The sequence below is a fragment of the Paenibacillus nitricinens genome, assembly GCF_052056485.1.
GTDB lineage: Bacteria > Bacillota > Bacilli > Paenibacillales > Paenibacillaceae > Paenibacillus_AQ > Paenibacillus_AQ nitricinens.
In genome coordinates this window covers 5,098,968-5,118,021 of the sequence record NZ_CP183948.1, presented here as the reverse complement: position 1 = coordinate 5,118,021, position 19,054 = coordinate 5,098,968, and the positions used below count along the sequence as shown (strand labels likewise).

Here is a 19,054-nt window from a genome sequence, read left to right as displayed (position 1 = left end):
TTACGCAGACCGTTCCGCTATGCCTAGGGTCAAATAAATAAACAGTGTGGATGTAGTTTGCACTGGATAGGAGCATGGTTATGGGAGTTGAAGAAGTAGAGTGGAAAGCAATGGCGAATCGTCTGATGATCGCTTTGGATTATCCTGATGTGACTGGAGCAAGAGCCTTAATCGATAAGCTGGAAGGAATTCCTTGCTACATGAAGGTAGGTATGCAGCTGTTCTATGCGGCAGGACCAGACTTTATTCAAGAGCTGAAATCTCGTGGCTACTCTGTGTTCGTTGACGTGAAGATGCATGATATCCCTAACACGGTAAAAGGTGGCGCTCAAAGTCTTACGAATCTTGGCGCTGATATGTTTAACGTACATGCGGCAGGGGGAACAGCTATGATGGCGGCAGCGCGCGAAGGAGCGGCTTCAGCAGTTAGTACTAATGCAGCCCTGAAGATGCCTTTGATTATTGCAGTTACCCAGCTAACCAGTACGAGTCAAGAAGTGATGAATAACGAAATTGGGATCGCTGGAGAGGTAGCAGCTACTGTGGTAAGATACGCCAAGCTGGCTGCCGATGCGGGTCTAGATGGTGTAGTAGCATCGCCACAAGAGTCTGCAGCTATCGCAGAAGCTTGCGGCCCGGCATTTTGCACGGTTACACCGGGTATCCGGCCAGCAGGTGCTTCCTTGGACGATCAGTCCCGGGTTATGACACCTGGAAAAGCCATTCGTCAGGGTAGTCACTACCTTGTAGTAGGACGGCCGATTACAGCTTCACCAGATCCACGTCAAGCAGCACTAAACATTATTGAGGAGATGACCCTAGCATGAGCTCATTAAATAGAAGTGAACAAGTAGCAAGTTATCTGCTGGAGATTGGAGCAGTAGCACTGCGTCCCCAGGAGCCTTTTACATGGACCTCTGGTATCAAATCGCCGATCTATTGCGACAACCGTCTGACTATGGCTTACCCGGAAGTTCGTAACTATATCGCAGATGCCTTCGCCCAGCTTATTAAGAGCGAGTATCCGGACGCTGAAGTGATTGCAGGTACAGCAACCGCGGGTATTCCACACGCGGCTTGGGTAGCAGATAAGCTCAATCTGCCTATGGCTTATATCCGTGATAAAGCTAAAGGCCACGGCAAGCAGAATCAGATCGAAGGTCTGATTAAGCCGGGACAAAAGGTTGTTGTTATTGAAGATTTGATCTCCACAGGTGGAAGCTCCATCAAAGCGGCTCAGGCCGTGCAAGAAGCTGGCGCAGAAGTGCTGGCTGTACTCGCAATCTTCAGCTATGAGCTGGACCGTGCAGTGGATGCTTTTGCTGCAGCTGAAATGCCATTACAAAGCTTGTCCAACTACAGCACATTGATTGATGTGGCTCTTGCGCAAGGCAAAATTGAATTGACGGACGTAGAAGCACTGAAGTCTTGGAGAAAAGATCCGTCATCATTTGGTGTTTAAGCTTAAATAAATGAGCCTTGTTTGGGCGAGCCTCTCACTTTTCAGTGAGGGGCTTTTATTATTTAATTGCATAGAGTGGGATTAAAAAGAGAGAAACAACATACTCAACTGCCATCCAAGACACGAATAGTTGTATTTCGTACATTTAAACTAACTTTTCTTAGAGGAATTGGCACTATAGTTGCACTTTGTGCAATTATCCAGTCGTAAAGGGTAGGAATGTTCGCTCATAGGAAAGGTAGTAAGGAGTGGTAAAGTTGAGATAAGTATCTGCAAAAGCTCCTAGTAACATTTTTATGAGAATAATATGAAGAAATCGTAGTATAACTTTAAACGTCCTGTAACTTCCCTTCTTGATTAAAGCATTATACTGTTACTAGAATTATGGATTATTTATCCATTCGATGTAGAAGAATCAAGTATTTTATGGGAGGAAATAATAATGAATCATATAAACAACAATAAACGGCTGTGGCGCCGCTGGTTATGCTTTGGGGTATGCGCTGCGCTGATACTACCACTAATCTCTGATGGGTGGAATACGGCTTGGGCTGAGCCTTCTAAGTCTTCAGTGGAGCAGCGTGTATTGCGTATTGGGAGTCTATGGTCTGGGGAGGACGATACGTTTTTTCGTCAGCAGTTTACGGATATGTATGAGTTGCAGCATCCAGAAATCAAATTGGAGATTATTCCGGCTATAGATACGAATGACCTTCGATACAATAACAGCTCCTCAGACGTAAGCTCTGACAATTTGGAAAATATCCGAGCGATTATGGGCGGGGATAAGCCTGTTGATGTGATCGTCGGTGATAGCGCATTAGTGAAGAGTTTGGTGGATCATAATCTTGTCCAATCGCTGGAGCCGCTTATAGCGCGTGATCAGTATGATTTAAGCAATATGGCGCCTACAATGCTGAATGGAGTTCGTGAGCTGGGTAGAGGAAGTCTTTTTGCGTTGGCGCCGATCTTCTCGTCTAGTGCACTTTTTTATAACAAGGGAATCTTTGATGCTGCTGGTGTGGGCTATCCAACGGACAAGATGACTTGGAATGAACTGTTTACGCTGGCAGATAAGGTTACGAAGAAGTCATCTAATAAAGAAACTCGGATATACGGGTTCTCGATGAACCGTTACTTAAGTGATCCATTTTGGGATATGCAGAGCTATGTCGCACCGTTGGAACTTACGATGTACGATAATAAGGGTCAGCACATGACTGTAAATACTACACAGTGGAATCAGGCTTGGACTACTTACAGCCAGTTGGTTAAGAAACAAATTTTACCTGAGTTCAATGGGTTGGATTTTGCAGGAACAGAAGGGAATGCCTACAGTCCAATCCAAGGCGATCTGTTCCTCAAAGGAAAAGCAGCAATGGTCGTGGGAGAATATGGTTATCTCAATGAACTGGCGGGAGTGGCCCGTAATGCTGCTAAGATCAAAAATTACAGTCCCATCAATTGGGGCGTGGTTACTGTACCTACCTTTCAGGAAAAACCGGATGTTGCTATTGGAACATGGCTTGGCAATATGATGGCTATTAATTCTATGGCAACTAATAAGGAAGATGCTTGGGATTTGATTAAGTTCGTCAACAGTAATGAGGTTGCGAAAATTAAAGCCCATAACAAGAGTGAACTGACTTCCCGTAAGGATTATATTACCACTCAAACCCCTTCTGTAAATTTGGAAGCTTTTTATACGCTTAAGCCTTTACCTGCAACGGATCCTTTATTGATCAGTTTACAGATGCAGAAGCCTGGGATTAGCCGGATTAGCGATGTTGGACGTCAATTATTCATTGAAGTTTATCAGGGGAAGAAAACCGTCGAGAATGCACTCAAAGCTTGGGAGAAGCAGGGGAATACCATGCTGGATACACTTGGAAAAGATCCTACGGTCTATTTCGACTCAATCGGTGAATGACTCTGAATATGCCCTTAGCCACCAGTTTTCTGGTGGCTTATTTTGTGGAACTTGGGCATGATAAGTTCAGAGCGGTGTATCATAAATTTGCGAAAAGGAGAAGAGGGCATCATGAATTGGATATACTTCGCGAAACTGTTCAGGACCAGATTTCAAGCAGGTTGTTTGGCTAAAAGATTGGAACAAGATGGCTGGATTTACGGTTATCATGACCCACGTTTTGTAGAAATTTATCGTTCCCGTAAGGGAAGATACGGAGTTAGATTTCTGCCTTGAGAACTTTTATAAATTCTTCCTTGACGTAGACCCAATTTGTACTGTATATTATTTATTGTCGCTGTTTGAATATTTTTTCTGACGCGGGGTGGAGCAGCCCGGTAGCTCGTCGGGCTCATAACCCGAAGGCCGCAGGTTCAAATCCTGCCCCCGCAACCAATTTATTTACAACAGCAATTGTACATTCGGATATTTTTAGATCCGGGCCCTTAGCTCAGTTGGTTAGAGCGGTCGGCTCATAACCGATTGGTCGGGGGTTCGAGTCCCTCAGGGCCCACTTATCAAAAACCCTTACTTTGTAAGGGTTTTTTGCTGTCTATAGGTTCCCTTGTAAGTAGAAGTGGAAGAGTTGGAAAAGCGAAGAAATTGGAAATGGTCACATTTTGGTCACGGCGCTGTTTGATCCTCTGGTTTCTTGCTCATTTTCATCTTCGTATCTATCAGGTCTGCAGCATCTCTTTGCATATCGGGGAGTAGATGGGAATAACGATCAAGATAGATCTGAACACTGCTATGTCCGAGACGTTCTGCTCCGATTTTCGCATTGATACCGTTATTCAGTAGCATTGATGCGTGTGAATGTCTGAGATCGTGAAACCTGATTTTTGGTAGTTCCGATTTTTCTGTCAAAAAAGCAAAGGTCTCCGTGACCCTCCGTGGTTTGATCGGCTCTCCGTTACCATAGCAGCAAACCAGGTCATGGTCTTTGTAATTCTCAACTCCGATTTCTTCCTTTTCATTTTTTATAATTTGCAGTCGCTCCTTTAGATCACTAATCAGCATATCACCTATCGGTATTCTTCGTGCTGAGCTTGATGTTTTGGTATCTTGAAAGATAATTCCTTTAGATGGTGTCCAGTTTACAGTTTGCTGAATCTTCAAGCTCTTGCCTTCCCAATCGATGTCTCCCCATCGGAGTCCAAGAACTTCTCCTTTACGCATGCCAGTATGGATGGCCAGGGAAAAAACAATATAATGAACATGACCTTTAGCGGTATCAAGAAAGTGGAGGCACTGTTCCATACTCCAGGTCTTCATCTCCTTTCGCCGCAGCTTAGGAGCCTCTACCTTTTCCATGGGGTTCGAAGCAATCATCTCCCACTTTACAGCCTGTCTGAATGCTTTACGCAGGATAGCATGGATATGTCGGACATAATCAGGGGAATACTTTTCAAGTAGTCCATTATAAAACCTGTTAATGGTCAGAGGTTTGATTTGCTGCAGCTTTTGCCTTCCGATAACTGGAATAATTCGGCTATTAATAATTGATTCTTCAACATCGAAAACCGTGGCTTTATACTTCTGCAGGGCGTATTCTTTTAGCCATATCTCGAAAAAGGCTGTGATAGTCAGATTGTTTTCTGGAACGTAGTCGCCTTTGTGCACGCTGGCGAGAAGTGCAACCAATGCACGATCTGCTTCTTTTTGTGAAGGGAATCCTCCCTTCTTTTTTTGGTTTCTTTGGCCTGTTGCTGGATCTGGCGGGAGATCAACAACATAAGTCCAGGTCTTTCCTCTTTTAAAAACTTTCCCTTTCATGATGTCCTCCTACATGAGATTTATTATTCCATCCTGTATTACATCACTCCCTTCAAATCCTTACTTCAGAAGTTAATCGCATCATCAATAGCATCCATAGGGAGGATCAACCGTGTTACGCTCTGGCCATGACGCCAGGCCACTCGAGATAAGTTGATGGTCACATATCCTTTACGATTCGGAAGTAGGGAGAGGTCTCCAGGCAGAACGGTAGCATCATGTCGAGAATGGTGGAATGACGAACTATGTAGTTTATAATTTCTCTCCACATTAAGGTCCAGTGGCTTGTTCCAGTTGAAACCCTGACGCTGTTCAATGACTAAGGCTTGGGGGCGAGAGAAGTCTTCTAGACCATACAATGAATGAATACGGGGCTGCTGAAGGTAGTCGAGGCCTGAAACAGGGGATTCGTGGATTATAGTTTCAAGACTGGACGGAATCTGGTTGGTGTATGTAAAGGTTGACATGAACTCCGAATCGTTTATTCGATCTTCCACTTGTTTGAGACGCAATTCTACTAATTCTGGATAGGCGTGGAATTCTAAAGCAAGTAAGCTAATGGCTTCGCTCCTGTGAATGGGAAGTGTTATCTGCTCAAGCATAAAGAATGGGATCGTGGCGTATAACGCAAAACGGCCAGCATCAATCTCTTGAGCTTCACGAAACAATTCTGGCATCCAGCGTTGATCACCAGAGTGACGAATTACATGACAAAGCTCATGAAAAAAGACCTTACGCTGTTCTGTACGATCATTGCGTTTATCTATGAAAATGACTCTTTCCTCATTTTCACTAAATGTGGTTTTTTCATAATAAACAATATCTACCCCGAAGCTCAGGGCAAGCTTGTCTATATCAAGATCGGTTGGAGTGAAAATACCGTTTGACCGGTATTGTTCTTCAATCCATTGTTCCAGAGGAGTTTTGAAATAGTTGGAATAATTCATATGATAGCCCCCATTTTACGTACATATGTTCTATTTTATTTTGAAAAGAAAAGCCATTGCTGGCTTAGATAATTCAGTGCTTATTGGGTTTATTCTCGTTAACCTTAAATCCTCTTATGAAACCTAATATTAAAACTAGTAACATGCTAGAAATAAAAAGGACGTCAATGACCTTTCCCCACCAAGCAAATTCCCACAAAAACAAAGCTACAAATCCAAGGAAGAGGAAAGAAATTATATTTTTCAAACTTCTACTATAAAGTACCGCTAATATCAGAATAATTATGAGTACCACATGTATTACCAACCTTATAATTCTCCATCGGATGGAGGACTTTATTATTTCTTTTGAGTTTGTTCGGCCGCTCGTTTTTTCATTTCTCGGTAACGCAAGAGAGCGGCTTCCATTTCTTCGATCTCGTCTTCAGTATAATTCTCTGGACCACCGAAAAAAGACATATTTGTATCAGGTCTTTTACGTATGTCTGATCGACCACTTAAATAATCAGTATCGACATCGAATACGTCAGCAAGTCTACTCAGCGTATCTATTGGCGGGAGTTTAGTTGCGTTTTCATAGGCAGTATATGTAGGTCTCGCTACACCGACAAGATCGGCCACATATTCTTGTGTCCATTTAGAATCCGACTTCTTAAGGTTTTCTCTCTCACCCTTTAATCGTTTAGCGACTATTTCCATAAACACCACACCATCCATAAGAATAAAACTATTATAACGTTCCTTACAGGAACAATAAATAAATGTTCCTATAAGAATCAAATTAAGTTGACATGTTTCTTAAAGTAACATATAATCAACTCATAAAGTTACTTTTAGGAACAATGGGGGGTGTTAATCTTGCGACTCTGGTTGAAGGAACTTCGAGAATTATTAGGAAAAACACAGGAACAAGTGGCTGATGAAGCTGGGATTTCTCGAAGCTACTATACAAATATCGAAGCTGGAATTAAAACTCCAGCAGTTCCAGCTGCAAAAGCTATTGGTAAATCATTAAATTTCCCTTGGGAAAATTTTTTTAATGAGGAGTGTTCCTTTAAAGAACAATTTGAGGGGGAGGTGATTTGATTGGAAATTCAAGATATCCGTGAAGTGAAGGAAACAAGGAAGTCCGAAGAAGTTAACCGGCTGATAAATGAAGGTTGGCTTCTCGATTACCGAGAGCATGGCCAAGGCTACTCTCGCTATGTGCTAGTCAAAGTCAAGTAAGGAGGTACCGTCATGGCTAAGGCTGTAAAAACACCAGCGACCTTCGCGGAGGCCCTCCGCCTGGCGGCTGATCTTGCCGAGCGGAATGAAAAATTGGAAATGCAGCTTGCGGAACTACGGTTGAATGGAGAATATCCGGAAGTGCTCCGACCAGCTCATATTATGAAGCTTCTGAGAATGAGTGCTCCAAAAGTTCAAGAGCTTACCAATCATCCTACCTTTCCACATTTGAATCGGAACAGGAAGAAGGGTGATGCAGTAACTGTTCTCAAATCGGATCTCTACCACTGGTTAAAAACAGAGCGTTATGAATGAGGAAACCCGCCGAGCTGTACCGGCAACGGCGGGTGGGGGATTCGGCAAGGGGAATTGCTTAACAACATCATACATCAGGCCTCTGTCCGATAGCACCATACTAATTTGGACAAAGGAGGTGAGACCAGATTGGCAATTGGACATTTTCCTGAAGCGTTGAAAAATGTCATGCAACGCAAAGGAGACACATTAGCAAAAGCTGGACGAGTTACTCATGTTGATGGCTCACAGATTGGAAAAATCGTCAAGGGAAGTCGAAAGGCATCCAAACCAGTCATGAGGGCAGCAATTGAACATTACGATGATGGACAGCTTTCTCTAGCAGCAGCTGCAGATATAACTGGTGGGGCATTCGCCCCATGGTTGGACAACGTAGACCTACATAGAGCGAACGTTTTATTTAAAACAATTGAAGAAATGCAAGAAGTGCTTGAAGCCTCTGGGCATGCTCCGATCAGTAAGACAAATGAACAAATTAATGAAACTGAACGGCAGCAGATAAAAAGACTGCTTATGGAGACGGTGGAGGCTATCACGGCGTTGACACACTTGGCGGCGGCTATCTGCAAAGAATATTCATTCAGTTGGTTAGGGACATGGAAAGAGCATCGAGCGGAATTGAAATCAAAAAAATATCTGAAATGAGGGAGTGCTTTGGAAAGGGAACAATTGGTTGCTGAGGCAAGAGAAGCGGGTAAGCATGCAGCTCATAACCTGCAGATGATCCGGAAGAATCCGGATGTGATTCTACCAGGAAGGATTGAGGATGCTGAAGACTATCTGAATAATATGATCCGCATCGCTGAAGTAGAAATGAAAAATGACCGCCTGGCAGGGCAGTCACTTGGTTTGAAATCTCGGTTAGAGAATCTCTTGATGTCCATTCTAAACCCGAAGCGTGAAAAGCACAAGGTTACCCTTTGAGATTCAAATGCATTTATAAACTCTAAAAAATAATCCTATGGAGGCTAATAATATGAAATCAACTGGAATTGTACGTAAATTGGACGAGCTTGGACGGATCGTTATCCCTATTGAATTGCGTCGAACTATGAATTTGGAGATCAAAGACCCTGTAGAGATTTTTGTTGACGACGACAAGATCATCTTTCGCAAGTATGCGCCCGGCTGTGCGATCACTGGTAGCCAGGAAGATTTGGTTCCGTTTGAAGGGAAACTGTACAGCCGTTCAGTTATTCAAAAAATGGCAGCAGCAGCAGGGGTTTAAACAGGAAAGGCAAGGGCTTCGGCCCCTGTCTCCAAGCGTCGACCCTTAGAAATAACCTTTCCTCCGGGTTGGCGTTTGGAGATGCGGCTGAAGCATCCAGGGTGGTGGCGGATCACATAGGTCAAGGGAGCTGAAAAGGCCGTCTTTATTGGTGTAGTTACTCCCTCGCCCACCTTGCAAATACATAGAAAGGAGGCAGCTTATGCAAATCATTCAAAAGTTAACAGTGGTTAGTAATCCTACACGAGTATTTGAAGTTGGAACCGAGATTGATAGCCATGAAGTAATTGAGATTAAGCAGGTTGGTTCTGAGTATGAGGACCATGTTCATTCTGAGTATGTCGTTCTGGACGAAGATGGCCACATGATAGCCAGTGTCGAGAACGCTCCTGTAATCGTGGATTACAAGCAAATTGCTGAACACGACAACGAAAAATAGCCCACTGGCATGGGCTATCTCAGTTCTTTGAAAATCAAATTTTCTTGCCCCCACTATATCATGCTGGGGGCGGACTACACAAGAGGGGGAGTTCATCCATGCGTGGAACGCACACATTTCTCTTACATGAGGAAACCGTTGACTTCATCATCGATGCGGAGACCTACTTTAATCCTCCGGTTCTAAATATCCAGCAAGGCGGGGAATCCATTCAGCATCATTTTAGCAATGAGCAATTGGCTGAGCTGGAATACAAAATCCGGACTTATTTGGATGGTATCCGCTATCCAGAAACACCTGATCAACAAATGATCTTACATGCTGAATGCAATGAAGCCATCGAGGAGGGAATCGCTTGAAACGTATCGTTTTGGAGCGCCTGACGCTCCGTAATTTCAAAGGTATTAAAGAACTTGTCCTCGCCGCTAATCGCGGGGACGCTGATGTCTATGGTGACAATGCTACTGGGAAGACCACTATGTTCGACGGCTTTGTCTGGCTCTTGTTCGGTAAGGACAGCCAGAACAAGGCTGACTTCGAGATTAAGGGTTTGGATGGAGCAGGGAAGGTTCTTCAGCACAAGTTGGAGCATGAGGTCGAGGGAGTTTTCCTGATCGATGGACGTCGACGCACTTTCCGTCGTGTCTTCTCCGAGAAGTGGACTAAGAAACGTGGTTCCGCGACGGATGCGTTCGAAGGACATGAAACGAATTACTTCATTGATGGTGTTCCTGTGAAAAAAGGAGAGTACACCACCGAAGTTGATTCCATCATCAAAGAGGATTTATTCAAACTATTGACTTCACCTTCTTACTTCAATGAACAGCTAAAGAAGGAAGAGCGCAGGAAGACGTTGCTAGAAGTATGCGGTGATCTTACGGACGCCGAGGTCATTCACGGTAACAAGGAACTTGCTTTATTACCAGGTATCCTGGGAGATCGCGACCTTGAGTCACATAAAAAGGTTATCTCTTCCCGATGCACTGTGATTAACAAGGAGATCAAGGAGCTTCCGGTGCGAATTAGTGAAGTACAGCGTCAAATGCCGGATGTGTCGGAGTTGGATGAGGAACTTCTTAAGGAAGACATCGCTATCCTCCGTAATCGGGTGGAATCAGGGGAGGCCGAGCTTTCCCGGATTCTTTCAGGTGGTGAGGTAGCGGTTAAGGAAAAACGGCTTCGTGAAATTGAAGGCGAGCTGATCGATATCACGAGTCGGATGCAATCCAATGTGCTAGATAAGTTGGCTCTCAAACGTGATGAAGTGAACCGGATGCATAACAAGCTGGATAAGTACCGCCGTACAGTAGAGGACAAGGAGCAACGTATCAAGCAGAATGAGCGCTTAGTTGCTGATCGTCGGCAAGAAGCAGATCGCTTGAGAACAGAATTTGCTGAGCTTAAGAGTCTTACCTTCGAACATCCTGAAGGTCATGATGCCAATTGTCCAGCCTGCGGTCAGTCACTTCCAGAAGATCAAATTAAGGCAGCTCACGACAAAGCAGAGGCTGAATTTAATCGTCGATTAGCGGAGCGTAAGGAGCGTATCAATAATTCCGGTAAAGCGGCGGTGGCCGAAGCTCAGAAATTCGAGCAGGAAATCGTTCGGCTACGGGATGAGATCGAAGGTTTGGCTAGTACCCTGAAAACTCTGCAGGTTGAGGTTGCATCCGCTGATGATCAACTAACTGTTCTTCGAGCAGGTGTCAAAGATCCTGCCTCAAATCCGGAATATGCGAGCAAGCAGGCTGAAGCTACTCAAGTTAAACAGCAGATTGAAGTATTGAGAACTTCAGGTGAAGATGCTGCTGCGACAGCCCGTTCCGAAATTCGCCGGCAACGTGTTGAGATCGAAGAAATGGAACGCAATCTCGCTAAATTCGATGGTGTCCGCCGGGCGCAGATGCGGGTGATGGAGCTAGAGAAACAAGAGCGGGAACTTGCAGCGGAGTACGAGCGCCTGCAGCATGAACTGTTCCTCTGCGAGGAATTCACTAAGACCAAGGTCAGCATGCTGGATGCCAAGATCAACAGCAAATTCAAGCTCGCACGGTTTCGACTCTTTGAGGATCAAATCAACGGCGGGATCAAGGAAGTCTGCGACACGCTTTATAAAGGAGTTCCTTATGAGGGTGGGCTGAACAATGCAGCCCGGATCAATGTTGGCTTGGACATCATTAACACGTTGGGTGCTCATTACGGTTTCTTAGCTCCGATCTTCGTAGACAATGCTGAGGCAGTAACGAAACTGATCGGAACGGACGCTCAGGTGATTCGACTGATAGTAAGTGAAGCAGATAAGAAGCTTCGCATAGAAACGGCAGCCATACAGGAGGCGATTTAATTGAGTACTACAGATCAAACAAAGCAACAAACAGCTCCGGCAGAGATTCCTAAAAAGGAACCTACTCAATCGGAACGCTTCATGACCAAGGTAATTTCCGAGTTTGGTTCCGGCGTGGGTGAGGTAGCTCTTACCAAGTTTCAGAAACGTCTGGCTCAGAATTACTTCATCGCTCTGGATGCCATTCTTAAGACAACTGAAGAAAAGCGGTTGAAGAAGTCTGAGAAGTTCCGTGATGCTGTACCGGTAACTTGGCAACACGTAAACATGGAGAAGCTTGCTCGTGATGTGGTGGCTATGGCAAGGGTTGGATTTGACCCTTCGCAGCCTAACCACATCAACCCAATTCCTTATAAGAACAAACATACCGGAAAATACGATATCACCTTCATCGAAGGGTACCGAGGCATTGAACTGAAAGCTACTAAATATGGTCTAGACGTTCCGGATCATGTGACCGTTGAACTGGTCTACTCAACCGATAAGTTCAGACCGGTCAAGAAAGATTCAAAGAATCAGTATGAAGGCTATGAGTTCGAGATCGTCAATGCCTTTGACCGCGGGGACATTATCGGAGGCTTTTATTATCACAGTTATTCAAAGGCTCCAGAAAAGAACAAGCTTGTCGTCATGACAAAAAAGGATATCGAAAAGAGAAAGCCAGATCATGCTTCTCCGGAATTCTGGGGAGGGGAAAAGGACAAATGGGAAAATAACAAAAAAGTTGGTACGGAAACAGTTGAGGGCTGGTATGACAAAATGGCCTGGAAGACGATTTACCGTGCAGCCTATGGCGACATAACTATCGACTCCCAAAAGATCGATGATGATTATCTACGTCTGAAGCAGATGGAAAGTGATTTTGCAGAAGCGGAAGTCGACGAAGAAATTCGGGCGAATGCGAACGGACCGATTATTGATATTACTCCGAATGGTCCACCGGCGGATGCTACTAAAAACCCGCCAGCAAATGATAAATCCACAGGTGAAAGTGACCCTGATAATTTCTCTGGTGATGTACCTCCTGTGGAACAAGAGATGGAATTCTAATGATCGAGATCCAATGCCTCGGCTCCAGCAGCGCCGGTAACGCCTATCGCATATCTGACGGGTATACCGTGCTTCTGCTGGAAGCCGGTTTTCCTTATAAGTCCATACAACGTGCACTTAATTTTAGAATGTCGGACATTGCAGGTTGCCTCGTCACTCACGAGCACCTAGATCATAGCAAGGCTGCTCCTGACATTATGCGCACAGGCATTAACATTTACACCAGCGCAGGCACGGCAACTGCTAGAGGGCTAACAGGACATCGCCTGAAGATCATAAAGGCGTTGGAACAGTTCACGATTGGTACTTGGACAATTCTACCGTTTGATATTCAGCATGATGTGGAGGAGCCGCTAGGCTTCCTGCTTGCCAATACAGTGGGAGATAAACTAGTCTTCCTGACTGATACCTACTATTGCCGGCATCGATTCAAAGACCTTACTCACATCATGGTGGAGTGCAATTATTCCTTAGATATCGTTAACAAGCGGGTGGTTGCCGGTCACTTGCATCCTGCCCAAAAGAAACGGCTGCTTCGTTCTCACTTCGGATTGGAACATGTGAAAGAATTTTTGAAAGCCAATGATACCCGTAATGTTGAGGAGATTTGGTTACTGCATCTATCTGACGGTAATAGTGACGCTGAGTGCTTTAAGAGGGAGATTCAGGAGACTACCGGAGCGTTGGTAAGAGTGGCTGATCGATGATCAACGATAAACCTATGATGCAGAGCATGATGGGGGAGCGAATCTGGAAGTTGATGAAAGTAGATCAAGAGGAGTTTAAACGCGAAACACGAGAATACTTCGCCCGAGGTTACCCTGGTTGGACAGTCAAGCGAGTGAAGTATCCGATCGTTTACCTCCAAGATGATAGAGATTGATATGAATGATTTATAGGGGATGATTGAATGCCCGAAGGCAGTTACCCGTTTCCGACATACTCAGGGCTTTTGCAGCCACAACATTACAAACAAATAGGCAGCGCGATATGGCTTTTCCTGTGGTGTATCAGCTCCACGACATCGGAGAAGGAAAGAGAGGGAACTGTCTGGGGTATTGTCCTCGGGAACAAGCCGATCCGCAGCAGTGAGTTGGAGGAAACTTTCGGAGTGACCGGAAGAACAATCCGCGATTGGATTAAAAGATTAGAGGAGCATGGTTACATACGAGTGACCCGCGCTCCATATGGACTCATTTTCAGTGTTCGGAACTCAAAAAAGTATCAAAACAGACAGGAAGTAAATTTCCACTCTGACGATGGAGATAGGAAAAAAACTTCCGATCTGGAGGATGGAGATAGGAAGAAAACTTCCGATCACCCGGAAGAAAACTTCCGATCTAATAAAGATATTATAAAGATTTTGATTGATAGATGGATTAATGGCTTGGAAGAAGATGATCAAAAAGAGTTGAGTTCAAGATCCGGGGTGCTGACCGCCGCTGTGGGTGCCGTCTCCACAGGCCAAATAGATCTTGATAAACCGACAGTCGAACAGCGTGTCCTTCAAATCGAGCAGTATTACATGCAACATAACGGGCTACTCAGTCCCGTTATTACCGATTGGGAACATGTTCGTGAGATTGCGAACGAGGCCATGCCGCTGGATCTCGTATACTTTTTTATCGACCTGGCAATAGCCCGAAAGAAAGCCAAACGGAGGAGACCTTCGGACAAGATCCGGACATTCTCGTATTGCAAAACCGTGATTTATGGCTGCTGGGATGAATTGTCCTCATTTCTTGAGCGGTACCTAACTCCCCCTGCGGCTTCAAAGCAGGGAACAGTCGCCCTGGGAGCCTCAAGAGAGCGTCGGAAAAGCCAACGGCAACAGGAAATCGACGAGCTCGAACAGTTCATCGAGGAGGAGAAAAAGCGTGGAAGTGGTTGAAGTTGCTCAGCTTTACCGAGAGATTAAGAAGCATTTCCCGTTTTTTGATGCTTCCGTCGAAAAGGTAAAAGCAGATTATAAATATCTCAAGGATTTTCCGGTGGAAACAGCCCAGGAGAATATTGATCGCTATATTCTGACTGAAACGGTAGAGCCAAAGATTGCAAATATTCGTGGCCGGTTGGGAGATTTGCAAGATAGCCAGCGCAGCAAGGAAGCTGCTGCAGAACATTTTGCCAATCTCGATGAATGGGTGTCTAGTCATAAACCACCACCTGAAGGTTACTGGGAAACAGTAATGCGGAAGCTTCGAGGTGAAACGAATGCTTGATCGTGATGGTTTTTTAGAGGCGACGGGAATTGAAATGCCAGTTGACCTTCAAGCTGAGCAAGCGGTACTAGGTGCGGCCTTGATAGATCAGTCGGCTTATGAAGCTTCAGCAGATATATTGCAAGGCGGGGAATTTAGCGACGAAGGACATGCACGGATATACAGAGCGATGCGTCGTCTCAGCAATGCGGAACAGCCTATTGATTTGATCAGCCTGACTTCACAATTGCAGGACAGCGAGGAAATCGACAAGGTTGGTGGGGTTAGTTATCTGTCGAAGTTGGCTCATGCAGTGCCGACAACAGCGAACGCAGCCTACTATGTTGAGCGAGTACAGGAGATGTTCCTTCGTCGTCAAGCGATTGATACGGCCCTAGATCTGCTTCGCAATGCTGGGGAGGAGCAGGATGTTAAAGGGTTCGTTGCAATGGCTGAGACTGCTGTATCCAAACTCTCAGATCAGACGGTTCCAGTACGCGAGTTTATTGGGATCAAAGATGCATTAATGCAGGTCTGGGAAGAGGCAGAGCAGCGGTATAACGTCCGTGATATAAACCGGGGAATCACAGGGATTGAGTCTGGGTTTACTGATCTCGATAAGATGACTGCCGGATTCCAGAAAAACGATTTAATTATCGTAGCGGCACGGCCATCGGTCGGTAAAACGGCTTTTGCACTGAACATTGCTCAAAATGTCGGAGTACGAGCGAAGGAGACCGTCGCTATCTTCAGTTTGGAGATGAGTGCCGCGCAGCTTGTACAAAGAATGATCTGTGCTGAAGCTCAGATCGATGCTAGTCGTATGCGAACAGGGAAGTTTGAAGGTGATGATTGGGAACGTATGGCGATGGCCGTTGGATTATTGTCGGAGGCGGATATTCACATTGACGATACCCCTGGTATTACGGTGAATGAGATTCGTGCCAAGTGCCGGCGGTTGAAGAAAGAAGGCAAGCTGGGAATGATCGTGATTGATTATCTGCAGCTTATCCAGGGTAGAGGGCGCAGTGGTGCGAACCGGCAGGAAGAGGTATCACAGATTAGCCGAACCTTGAAGCAAATAGCCCGGGAACTTGAAGTGCCAGTTATCGCGTTATCCCAACTCAGCCGAGGTGTTGAGCAGCGACAGGATAAGCGTCCAATGATGAGTGACCTTCGCGAATCGGGAGCAATTGAACAGGATGCAGACATTGTAGCGTTCCTTTACCGCGACGATTATTACGACAAAGAAACTGAGAAAAAGAACATCATTGAAATCATAATTGCCAAACAACGGAACGGTCCCGTAGGCACTGTGGAACTGGTATTCATGAAGAATTACAACAAATTTGTAAATTACGAAAGAGCGCAGAGTGAGCCAGCACCACGGAAAGATATTAAAAAGCGCCAATGGGCGCAGTAAAGGAGCCAATATGGAAGAGCAATTTTATGGGTTTTGCTTCCCGGAACCGGGCGGTTGGCATACACCTTCGGTGACACTGAACACTCCGGAGGAAGTTTATCGCTATACGCAGCTCCATGGTAAGACTGGAATATTTCGCGAAGTACGGGTGACAGATAGCGGTGATTCTATCGTTGTACAGATGATTGACGGCCAGTATGTATGGCCTGAAGAGTGGAAGCAGCTGAATAAGGGGGATGGAGAAAATGAAGCAGGGAAAACGGCCGACACGACGGCAGAAGGAAACGATCCGGGCCAGTCGGCTTAATCCGGATAATTGGTTGGTTGAGCGGGAGACGCCTGCGGAATTGGTATTGATCCCTAAGATCAGCGTCGAAGGAAAGACGAAGAAGCGGACGATCCGCAAGGGTGCCTGATGAGTAAGCGTAATTACTGGTACGTTTATAACCAGATGCGCCGTCATTACCTAGATACCGGAGTTGCCCAGGGACGTACGGATTTACTAGCTGAGTTTTCGGATATGGAGCCAGCGGAAGTGGACGAGGGTATTGCTGAGTTTGAATTAGCAATCGGTATACGAATGAGAGGAGTAGATCTTAATGGTTGCAAAGAAGCGCAAGCCAATTGATCCGTTCTTCCAGCAGCAAAATTATTTCGTTGTTATGGATGAGGCTGGAGCGATGGCAGGTAAGGTGTACGTGCTTGATACAGCGATGATGCCAGCTAAACATCGAGGGGGAAAACGTAATGATTCAGTTTACGGTTTACGGAGAACCGGTCGCCCAGGGCCGGCCTAAATTTAGTACTGCCGGTGGATTTCCGAGAGCTTATGATCCCGCCAAATCTCGGGATTATAAGGATTACGTCCGTTTGGCTGCGAGTAAGCATGCGCCAGCAGCACTGCTGGAAGGACCTCTCGGAATTGCGGTTACTGCCTTCCGCTCTACACCTAAGAGCTTTAGTCAGAAAAAAGCAGCGGCTGCAGAGCGTGGTGATATTCTCCCAGTGACAAAGCCTGATGCGGACAACTATCTGAAGGGTGTTAAGGATGCGCTGAAGGGCATCATCTGGAAGGATGATAGCCAGGTAGTGGACGCTTTTGTTCGTAAGCGGTACAGCGCTAGACCGCGCATTGAAGTGAAGATCAAGCAACTCCAATAAAAAACTTGAGGGGAAGATCGATATGATAAAGGATTATGCGAAATTTAGTGCGACGGTAGCAAAGGGGATCAAGGTTGGCGACACGGAGGTTGAAATTAAACTGTTGCTTCCGCTGAAAGTCATGCAGGAGAACTTCTTATTCCTCAGTAGCAATCAAGGGGAAAAGATCAATGTCTTCCTGGGCGATCCTCAGGCTGCTTTCGATTTCGATGAAGAGGACGGAGATATATACCGTGAAGTCACTGGCCGCCGTGTCACCACTGATGCTTCTGGTGTCGTTATGAGCACAGATAAGATCGGTGGAGAAGATCCCGATCAAGGTAATCTCTTCGAGCAGCAAGATGGTGCATCGAGCGGCGAGCAGAAGACTGATGATATTGAGATTATTGAGTCGGAAGTCGGCGAAGATACTGTTGGTACGCAAACAGATGATGGCCAGCATGAAGACGGCTCTGATCTGCAGACAAACGGTGCTGATATTGAACCGGATTGGCTGAATGATGGAGCTGGAACTGACGGCCAAGATAACGAGGGTGATCCTGATGAATCAGGAGAACAAGAAAATGTCGAGAATGGTGGAGGTTCTGATCTTGGTGAAGCTTCTACAGATGAGACAAGTAAGGAAGAACTGGACGCTTTTATCCTTGCTGAACGTCCTATCTTTCCAGAAGTCGAATATGATGGACAGCCAATCCCGTTCCCTGTTCTTTTGGAGAAACGCATTAATGAAGATAAAACCTGGCGTGAAATTGCAAATGAAAACGGTATGACCAGTGGGCAGCTGTCAACCAGATGGACAGCATATCGCAAGCTGGCGGCAAAGAAAATGAAGGATGGAGGAGGAGCAGCGTAAGCTGCTTTTCTCTTACCTAAGGAGGTGCCACCTTGATCTTTACGGTTTACGCACTGGCAATTGATAAATATATCGAAGTGGTTTGGGAAACGGCAGTGCGGAAACATCGGATTGCGCAGTTACGGACACTGATCGACCAAGCGCTAAATGAGCGAGACGAAGAGGCTTTTTACCGGTATTCGACGGAGTTAAATGCATTAAGAAAGGGGGAGTGAAGAAATGAAAAACCTAGTACAGGTGGAGCTAGAGAAGCTGGAACCGCAAATTAAGTGGGTTACGAATATGATCAATGAAGCTGAAAATGAGGGGGGTTACAACGAGGGAGATCCTCAAGAGATGTATCTTCGGGGGATGTTTTATCAGATTAGCAGTAAATTGGACGAGGTTAGGCGTTATATACGCCAAGTGACGGCACCTGTGATTGAAGAAGGTACCCTTTACAAAGGGAAAGATGGTAGGTACACAACTGGAAAACATGCCTACTACACATCTGGTGCTTATATTGAATACTTGTCCGAAGATTCCACAGGAGAGAGTCGCTGGGTGTACTCTCATGTGGAGCATAATGGAGATTATTTCATTGTTAGTAATCCGAAACTATCGATGGAAGGGCTACGGGTAAGGGTAAAGAAACTGCCCCTATGGGAGTAATTAAAGAA

Annotated in this window: 29 protein-coding genes and 2 tRNA genes; 28 read left to right on the top strand and 3 right to left on the bottom strand. The window is 45.5% G+C overall.

Features of this window, described 5'->3' with window-relative positions; genetic code table 11:
- Positions 1 to 80 precede the first annotated feature (80 nt).
- From pyrF to ACN6KS_RS22880, 6 genes are all read left to right on the top strand, one after another.
- On the top strand, positions 81 to 827 hold the full coding sequence (gene pyrF / locus ACN6KS_RS22905) for an orotidine-5'-phosphate decarboxylase (RefSeq protein ID WP_094873047.1): 747 nt from the start codon (positions 81 to 83) through the stop codon (positions 825 to 827).
- The gene (gene pyrE / locus ACN6KS_RS22900) at positions 824 to 1,462 is read left to right on the top strand and encodes an orotate phosphoribosyltransferase (protein ID WP_094873046.1); all 639 of its coding nucleotides are present in this window, start codon (positions 824 to 826) and stop codon (positions 1,460 to 1,462) included. Before pyrF ends, pyrE begins: the two co-directional genes overlap by 4 nt.
- A 442-nt stretch (positions 1,463 to 1,904) precedes the next feature.
- Positions 1,905 to 3,392: an ABC transporter substrate-binding protein gene (locus ACN6KS_RS22895; protein WP_440960590.1), complete on the top strand. Its 1,488-nt coding sequence runs from the start codon at positions 1,905 to 1,907 to the stop codon at positions 3,390 to 3,392.
- Positions 3,393 to 3,503: 111 nt separating this feature from the next.
- Entirely contained in the window at positions 3,504 to 3,668 is a 165-nt protein-coding gene (locus tag ACN6KS_RS22890) for a hypothetical protein (RefSeq protein WP_019909365.1), read from the top strand.
- Positions 3,669 to 3,750: 82 nt separating this feature from the next.
- A tRNA-Met gene (locus ACN6KS_RS22885) sits at positions 3,751 to 3,827 on the top strand.
- A gap of 44 nt (positions 3,828 to 3,871) precedes the next feature.
- A tRNA-Ile gene (locus ACN6KS_RS22880) sits at positions 3,872 to 3,945 on the top strand.
- A gap of 110 nt (positions 3,946 to 4,055) precedes the next feature.
- Here ACN6KS_RS22880 and ACN6KS_RS22875 read toward each other — a convergent pair.
- From ACN6KS_RS22875 to ACN6KS_RS22865, 3 genes are all read right to left on the bottom strand, one after another.
- On the bottom strand, positions 4,056 to 5,207 hold the full coding sequence (locus ACN6KS_RS22875; RefSeq protein WP_440960589.1) for a tyrosine-type recombinase/integrase: 1,152 nt from the start codon (positions 5,205 to 5,207) through the stop codon (positions 4,056 to 4,058).
- A gap of 65 nt (positions 5,208 to 5,272) precedes the next feature.
- A complete protein-coding gene (locus tag ACN6KS_RS22870) occupies positions 5,273 to 6,154 on the bottom strand; it encodes an ImmA/IrrE family metallo-endopeptidase (RefSeq protein WP_440960588.1) in 882 nt (293 codons plus the stop codon).
- 339 nt (positions 6,155 to 6,493) lie between these two features.
- Positions 6,494 to 6,853: a helix-turn-helix domain-containing protein gene (locus ACN6KS_RS22865; protein WP_060622074.1), complete on the bottom strand. Its 360-nt coding sequence runs from the start codon at positions 6,851 to 6,853 to the stop codon at positions 6,494 to 6,496.
- 159 nt (positions 6,854 to 7,012) lie between these two features.
- On the opposite strand from ACN6KS_RS22865, the gene ACN6KS_RS22860 reads away from it, so the two are divergent.
- The 22 genes from ACN6KS_RS22860 to ACN6KS_RS22755 all read left to right on the top strand — a co-directional run bounded on the left by ACN6KS_RS22860 (position 7,013) and on the right by ACN6KS_RS22755 (position 19,046).
- Positions 7,013 to 7,240, top strand: coding sequence for a helix-turn-helix transcriptional regulator (locus ACN6KS_RS22860; RefSeq protein ID WP_440960587.1), 228 nt, complete (start codon positions 7,013 to 7,015; stop codon positions 7,238 to 7,240).
- Positions 7,241 to 7,381 carry a hypothetical protein gene (locus ACN6KS_RS22855; protein WP_179088918.1) on the top strand — a complete coding sequence of 47 codons (141 nt, stop codon included), beginning with the start codon at positions 7,241 to 7,243 and terminating at the stop codon, positions 7,379 to 7,381.
- Between the two features lie 12 nt (positions 7,382 to 7,393).
- On the top strand, positions 7,394 to 7,696 hold the full coding sequence (locus ACN6KS_RS22850; protein WP_440960586.1) for a hypothetical protein: 303 nt from the start codon (positions 7,394 to 7,396) through the stop codon (positions 7,694 to 7,696).
- 129 nt (positions 7,697 to 7,825) lie between these two features.
- A complete protein-coding gene (locus ACN6KS_RS22845) occupies positions 7,826 to 8,341 on the top strand; it encodes an XRE family transcriptional regulator (protein WP_440960585.1) in 516 nt (171 codons plus the stop codon).
- Between the two features lie 9 nt (positions 8,342 to 8,350).
- Positions 8,351 to 8,620 (top strand): hypothetical protein, encoded by a 270-nt coding sequence (locus tag ACN6KS_RS22840; RefSeq protein WP_440960584.1) that lies wholly within the window; start codon positions 8,351 to 8,353, stop codon positions 8,618 to 8,620.
- A gap of 52 nt (positions 8,621 to 8,672) precedes the next feature.
- Positions 8,673 to 8,924 carry an AbrB/MazE/SpoVT family DNA-binding domain-containing protein gene (locus ACN6KS_RS22835; RefSeq protein WP_440960583.1) on the top strand — a complete coding sequence of 84 codons (252 nt, stop codon included), beginning with the start codon at positions 8,673 to 8,675 and terminating at the stop codon, positions 8,922 to 8,924.
- A gap of 202 nt (positions 8,925 to 9,126) precedes the next feature.
- Complete coding sequence (locus ACN6KS_RS22830; RefSeq protein ID WP_076221306.1) at positions 9,127 to 9,363, top strand: hypothetical protein; 237 nt, start codon at positions 9,127 to 9,129, stop codon at positions 9,361 to 9,363.
- 98 nt (positions 9,364 to 9,461) lie between these two features.
- Positions 9,462 to 9,722, top strand: coding sequence for a hypothetical protein (locus tag ACN6KS_RS22825; protein WP_440960582.1), 261 nt, complete (start codon positions 9,462 to 9,464; stop codon positions 9,720 to 9,722).
- On the top strand, positions 9,719 to 11,707 hold the full coding sequence (locus tag ACN6KS_RS22820; protein ID WP_440960581.1) for a hypothetical protein: 1,989 nt from the start codon (positions 9,719 to 9,721) through the stop codon (positions 11,705 to 11,707). The genes ACN6KS_RS22825 and ACN6KS_RS22820 overlap by 4 nt, the downstream gene beginning before the upstream one ends.
- The gene (locus ACN6KS_RS22815) at positions 11,708 to 12,757 is read left to right on the top strand and encodes a recombinase RecT (RefSeq protein WP_440960580.1); all 1,050 of its coding nucleotides are present in this window, start codon (positions 11,708 to 11,710) and stop codon (positions 12,755 to 12,757) included.
- Positions 12,757 to 13,464: an MBL fold metallo-hydrolase gene (locus ACN6KS_RS22810; RefSeq protein ID WP_440960579.1), complete on the top strand. Its 708-nt coding sequence runs from the start codon at positions 12,757 to 12,759 to the stop codon at positions 13,462 to 13,464. The genes ACN6KS_RS22815 and ACN6KS_RS22810 overlap by 1 nt, the downstream gene beginning before the upstream one ends.
- Positions 13,465 to 13,667: 203 nt before the next feature.
- On the top strand, positions 13,668 to 14,648 hold the full coding sequence (locus ACN6KS_RS22805; RefSeq protein WP_440960578.1) for a hypothetical protein: 981 nt from the start codon (positions 13,668 to 13,670) through the stop codon (positions 14,646 to 14,648).
- Positions 14,635 to 14,979, top strand: a complete 345-nt coding sequence (locus tag ACN6KS_RS22800; protein WP_076138555.1) for a hypothetical protein — start codon at positions 14,635 to 14,637, stop codon at positions 14,977 to 14,979. The genes ACN6KS_RS22805 and ACN6KS_RS22800 overlap by 14 nt, the downstream gene beginning before the upstream one ends.
- Positions 14,972 to 16,381 (top strand): replicative DNA helicase, encoded by a 1,410-nt coding sequence (gene dnaB, locus ACN6KS_RS22795; protein WP_440962435.1) that lies wholly within the window; start codon positions 14,972 to 14,974, stop codon positions 16,379 to 16,381. The genes ACN6KS_RS22800 and dnaB overlap by 8 nt, the downstream gene beginning before the upstream one ends.
- 10 nt (positions 16,382 to 16,391) lie before the next feature.
- Positions 16,392 to 16,688 carry a hypothetical protein gene (locus ACN6KS_RS22790; protein ID WP_440960577.1) on the top strand — a complete coding sequence of 99 codons (297 nt, stop codon included), beginning with the start codon at positions 16,392 to 16,394 and terminating at the stop codon, positions 16,686 to 16,688.
- Entirely contained in the window at positions 16,618 to 16,797 is a 180-nt protein-coding gene (locus tag ACN6KS_RS22785; RefSeq protein ID WP_440941447.1) for a DUF6906 family protein, read from the top strand. Before ACN6KS_RS22790 ends, ACN6KS_RS22785 begins: the two co-directional genes overlap by 71 nt.
- Entirely contained in the window at positions 16,797 to 17,009 is a 213-nt protein-coding gene (locus ACN6KS_RS22780; RefSeq protein ID WP_440960576.1) for a hypothetical protein, read from the top strand. The genes ACN6KS_RS22785 and ACN6KS_RS22780 overlap by 1 nt, the downstream gene beginning before the upstream one ends.
- Positions 16,981 to 17,178, top strand: a complete 198-nt coding sequence (locus ACN6KS_RS22775; RefSeq protein WP_440960575.1) for a hypothetical protein — start codon at positions 16,981 to 16,983, stop codon at positions 17,176 to 17,178. Before ACN6KS_RS22780 ends, ACN6KS_RS22775 begins: the two co-directional genes overlap by 29 nt.
- The gene (locus ACN6KS_RS22770) at positions 17,129 to 17,542 is read left to right on the top strand and encodes a RusA family crossover junction endodeoxyribonuclease (RefSeq protein ID WP_440960574.1); all 414 of its coding nucleotides are present in this window, start codon (positions 17,129 to 17,131) and stop codon (positions 17,540 to 17,542) included. The genes ACN6KS_RS22775 and ACN6KS_RS22770 overlap by 50 nt, the downstream gene beginning before the upstream one ends.
- 22 nt (positions 17,543 to 17,564) lie before the next feature.
- Positions 17,565 to 18,395 (top strand): hypothetical protein, encoded by an 831-nt coding sequence (locus tag ACN6KS_RS22765; RefSeq protein WP_440960573.1) that lies wholly within the window; start codon positions 17,565 to 17,567, stop codon positions 18,393 to 18,395.
- 32 nt (positions 18,396 to 18,427) lie between these two features.
- Positions 18,428 to 18,610 carry an IDEAL domain-containing protein gene (locus ACN6KS_RS22760; protein ID WP_440960572.1) on the top strand — a complete coding sequence of 61 codons (183 nt, stop codon included), beginning with the start codon at positions 18,428 to 18,430 and terminating at the stop codon, positions 18,608 to 18,610.
- 4 nt (positions 18,611 to 18,614) lie between these two features.
- Positions 18,615 to 19,046: a DUF5348 domain-containing protein gene (locus ACN6KS_RS22755; RefSeq protein ID WP_440960571.1), complete on the top strand. Its 432-nt coding sequence runs from the start codon at positions 18,615 to 18,617 to the stop codon at positions 19,044 to 19,046.
- The last annotated feature ends 8 nt before the right edge of the window (positions 19,047 to 19,054 follow it).

Excerpts from the sequence above, each read along its gene's own strand:
- ACN6KS_RS22770 (WP_440960574.1), top strand. The coding sequence starts at position 17,129 with ATGATTCAGTTTACGGTTTACGGAGAACCGGTCGCCCAGGGCCGGCCT.
- ACN6KS_RS22810 (WP_440960579.1), top strand. The coding sequence starts at position 12,757 with ATGATCGAGATCCAATGCCTCGGCTCCAGCAGCGCCGGTAACGCCTAT.
- ACN6KS_RS22895 (WP_440960590.1), top strand. The coding sequence starts at position 1,905 with ATGAATCATATAAACAACAATAAACGGCTGTGGCGCCGCTGGTTATGC.
- ACN6KS_RS22870 (WP_440960588.1), bottom strand. The coding sequence starts at position 6,154 with ATGAATTATTCCAACTATTTCAAAACTCCTCTGGAACAATGGATTGAA.
- ACN6KS_RS22865 (WP_060622074.1), bottom strand. The coding sequence starts at position 6,853 with ATGGAAATAGTCGCTAAACGATTAAAGGGTGAGAGAGAAAACCTTAAG.
- ACN6KS_RS22825 (WP_440960582.1), top strand. The coding sequence starts at position 9,462 with ATGCGTGGAACGCACACATTTCTCTTACATGAGGAAACCGTTGACTTC.
- ACN6KS_RS22875 (WP_440960589.1), bottom strand. The coding sequence starts at position 5,207 with ATGAAAGGGAAAGTTTTTAAAAGAGGAAAGACCTGGACTTATGTTGTT.
- pyrF (WP_094873047.1), top strand. The coding sequence starts at position 81 with ATGGGAGTTGAAGAAGTAGAGTGGAAAGCAATGGCGAATCGTCTGATG.
- ACN6KS_RS22830 (WP_076221306.1), top strand. The coding sequence starts at position 9,127 with ATGCAAATCATTCAAAAGTTAACAGTGGTTAGTAATCCTACACGAGTA.
- ACN6KS_RS22755 (WP_440960571.1), top strand. The coding sequence starts at position 18,615 with ATGAAAAACCTAGTACAGGTGGAGCTAGAGAAGCTGGAACCGCAAATT.
- ACN6KS_RS22790 (WP_440960577.1), top strand. The coding sequence starts at position 16,392 with ATGGAAGAGCAATTTTATGGGTTTTGCTTCCCGGAACCGGGCGGTTGG.
- ACN6KS_RS22775 (WP_440960575.1), top strand. The coding sequence starts at position 16,981 with ATGGTTGCAAAGAAGCGCAAGCCAATTGATCCGTTCTTCCAGCAGCAA.
- ACN6KS_RS22805 (WP_440960578.1), top strand. The coding sequence starts at position 13,668 with ATGCCCGAAGGCAGTTACCCGTTTCCGACATACTCAGGGCTTTTGCAG.
- dnaB (WP_440962435.1), top strand. The coding sequence starts at position 14,972 with ATGCTTGATCGTGATGGTTTTTTAGAGGCGACGGGAATTGAAATGCCA.
- ACN6KS_RS22765 (WP_440960573.1), top strand. The coding sequence starts at position 17,565 with ATGATAAAGGATTATGCGAAATTTAGTGCGACGGTAGCAAAGGGGATC.
- ACN6KS_RS22890 (WP_019909365.1), top strand. The coding sequence starts at position 3,504 with ATGAATTGGATATACTTCGCGAAACTGTTCAGGACCAGATTTCAAGCA.
- ACN6KS_RS22780 (WP_440960576.1), top strand. The coding sequence starts at position 16,797 with ATGAGTAAGCGTAATTACTGGTACGTTTATAACCAGATGCGCCGTCAT.
- ACN6KS_RS22785 (WP_440941447.1), top strand. The coding sequence starts at position 16,618 with ATGGAGAAAATGAAGCAGGGAAAACGGCCGACACGACGGCAGAAGGAA.
- ACN6KS_RS22835 (WP_440960583.1), top strand. The coding sequence starts at position 8,673 with ATGAAATCAACTGGAATTGTACGTAAATTGGACGAGCTTGGACGGATC.
- ACN6KS_RS22850 (WP_440960586.1), top strand. The coding sequence starts at position 7,394 with ATGGCTAAGGCTGTAAAAACACCAGCGACCTTCGCGGAGGCCCTCCGC.
- pyrE (WP_094873046.1), top strand. The coding sequence starts at position 824 with ATGAGCTCATTAAATAGAAGTGAACAAGTAGCAAGTTATCTGCTGGAG.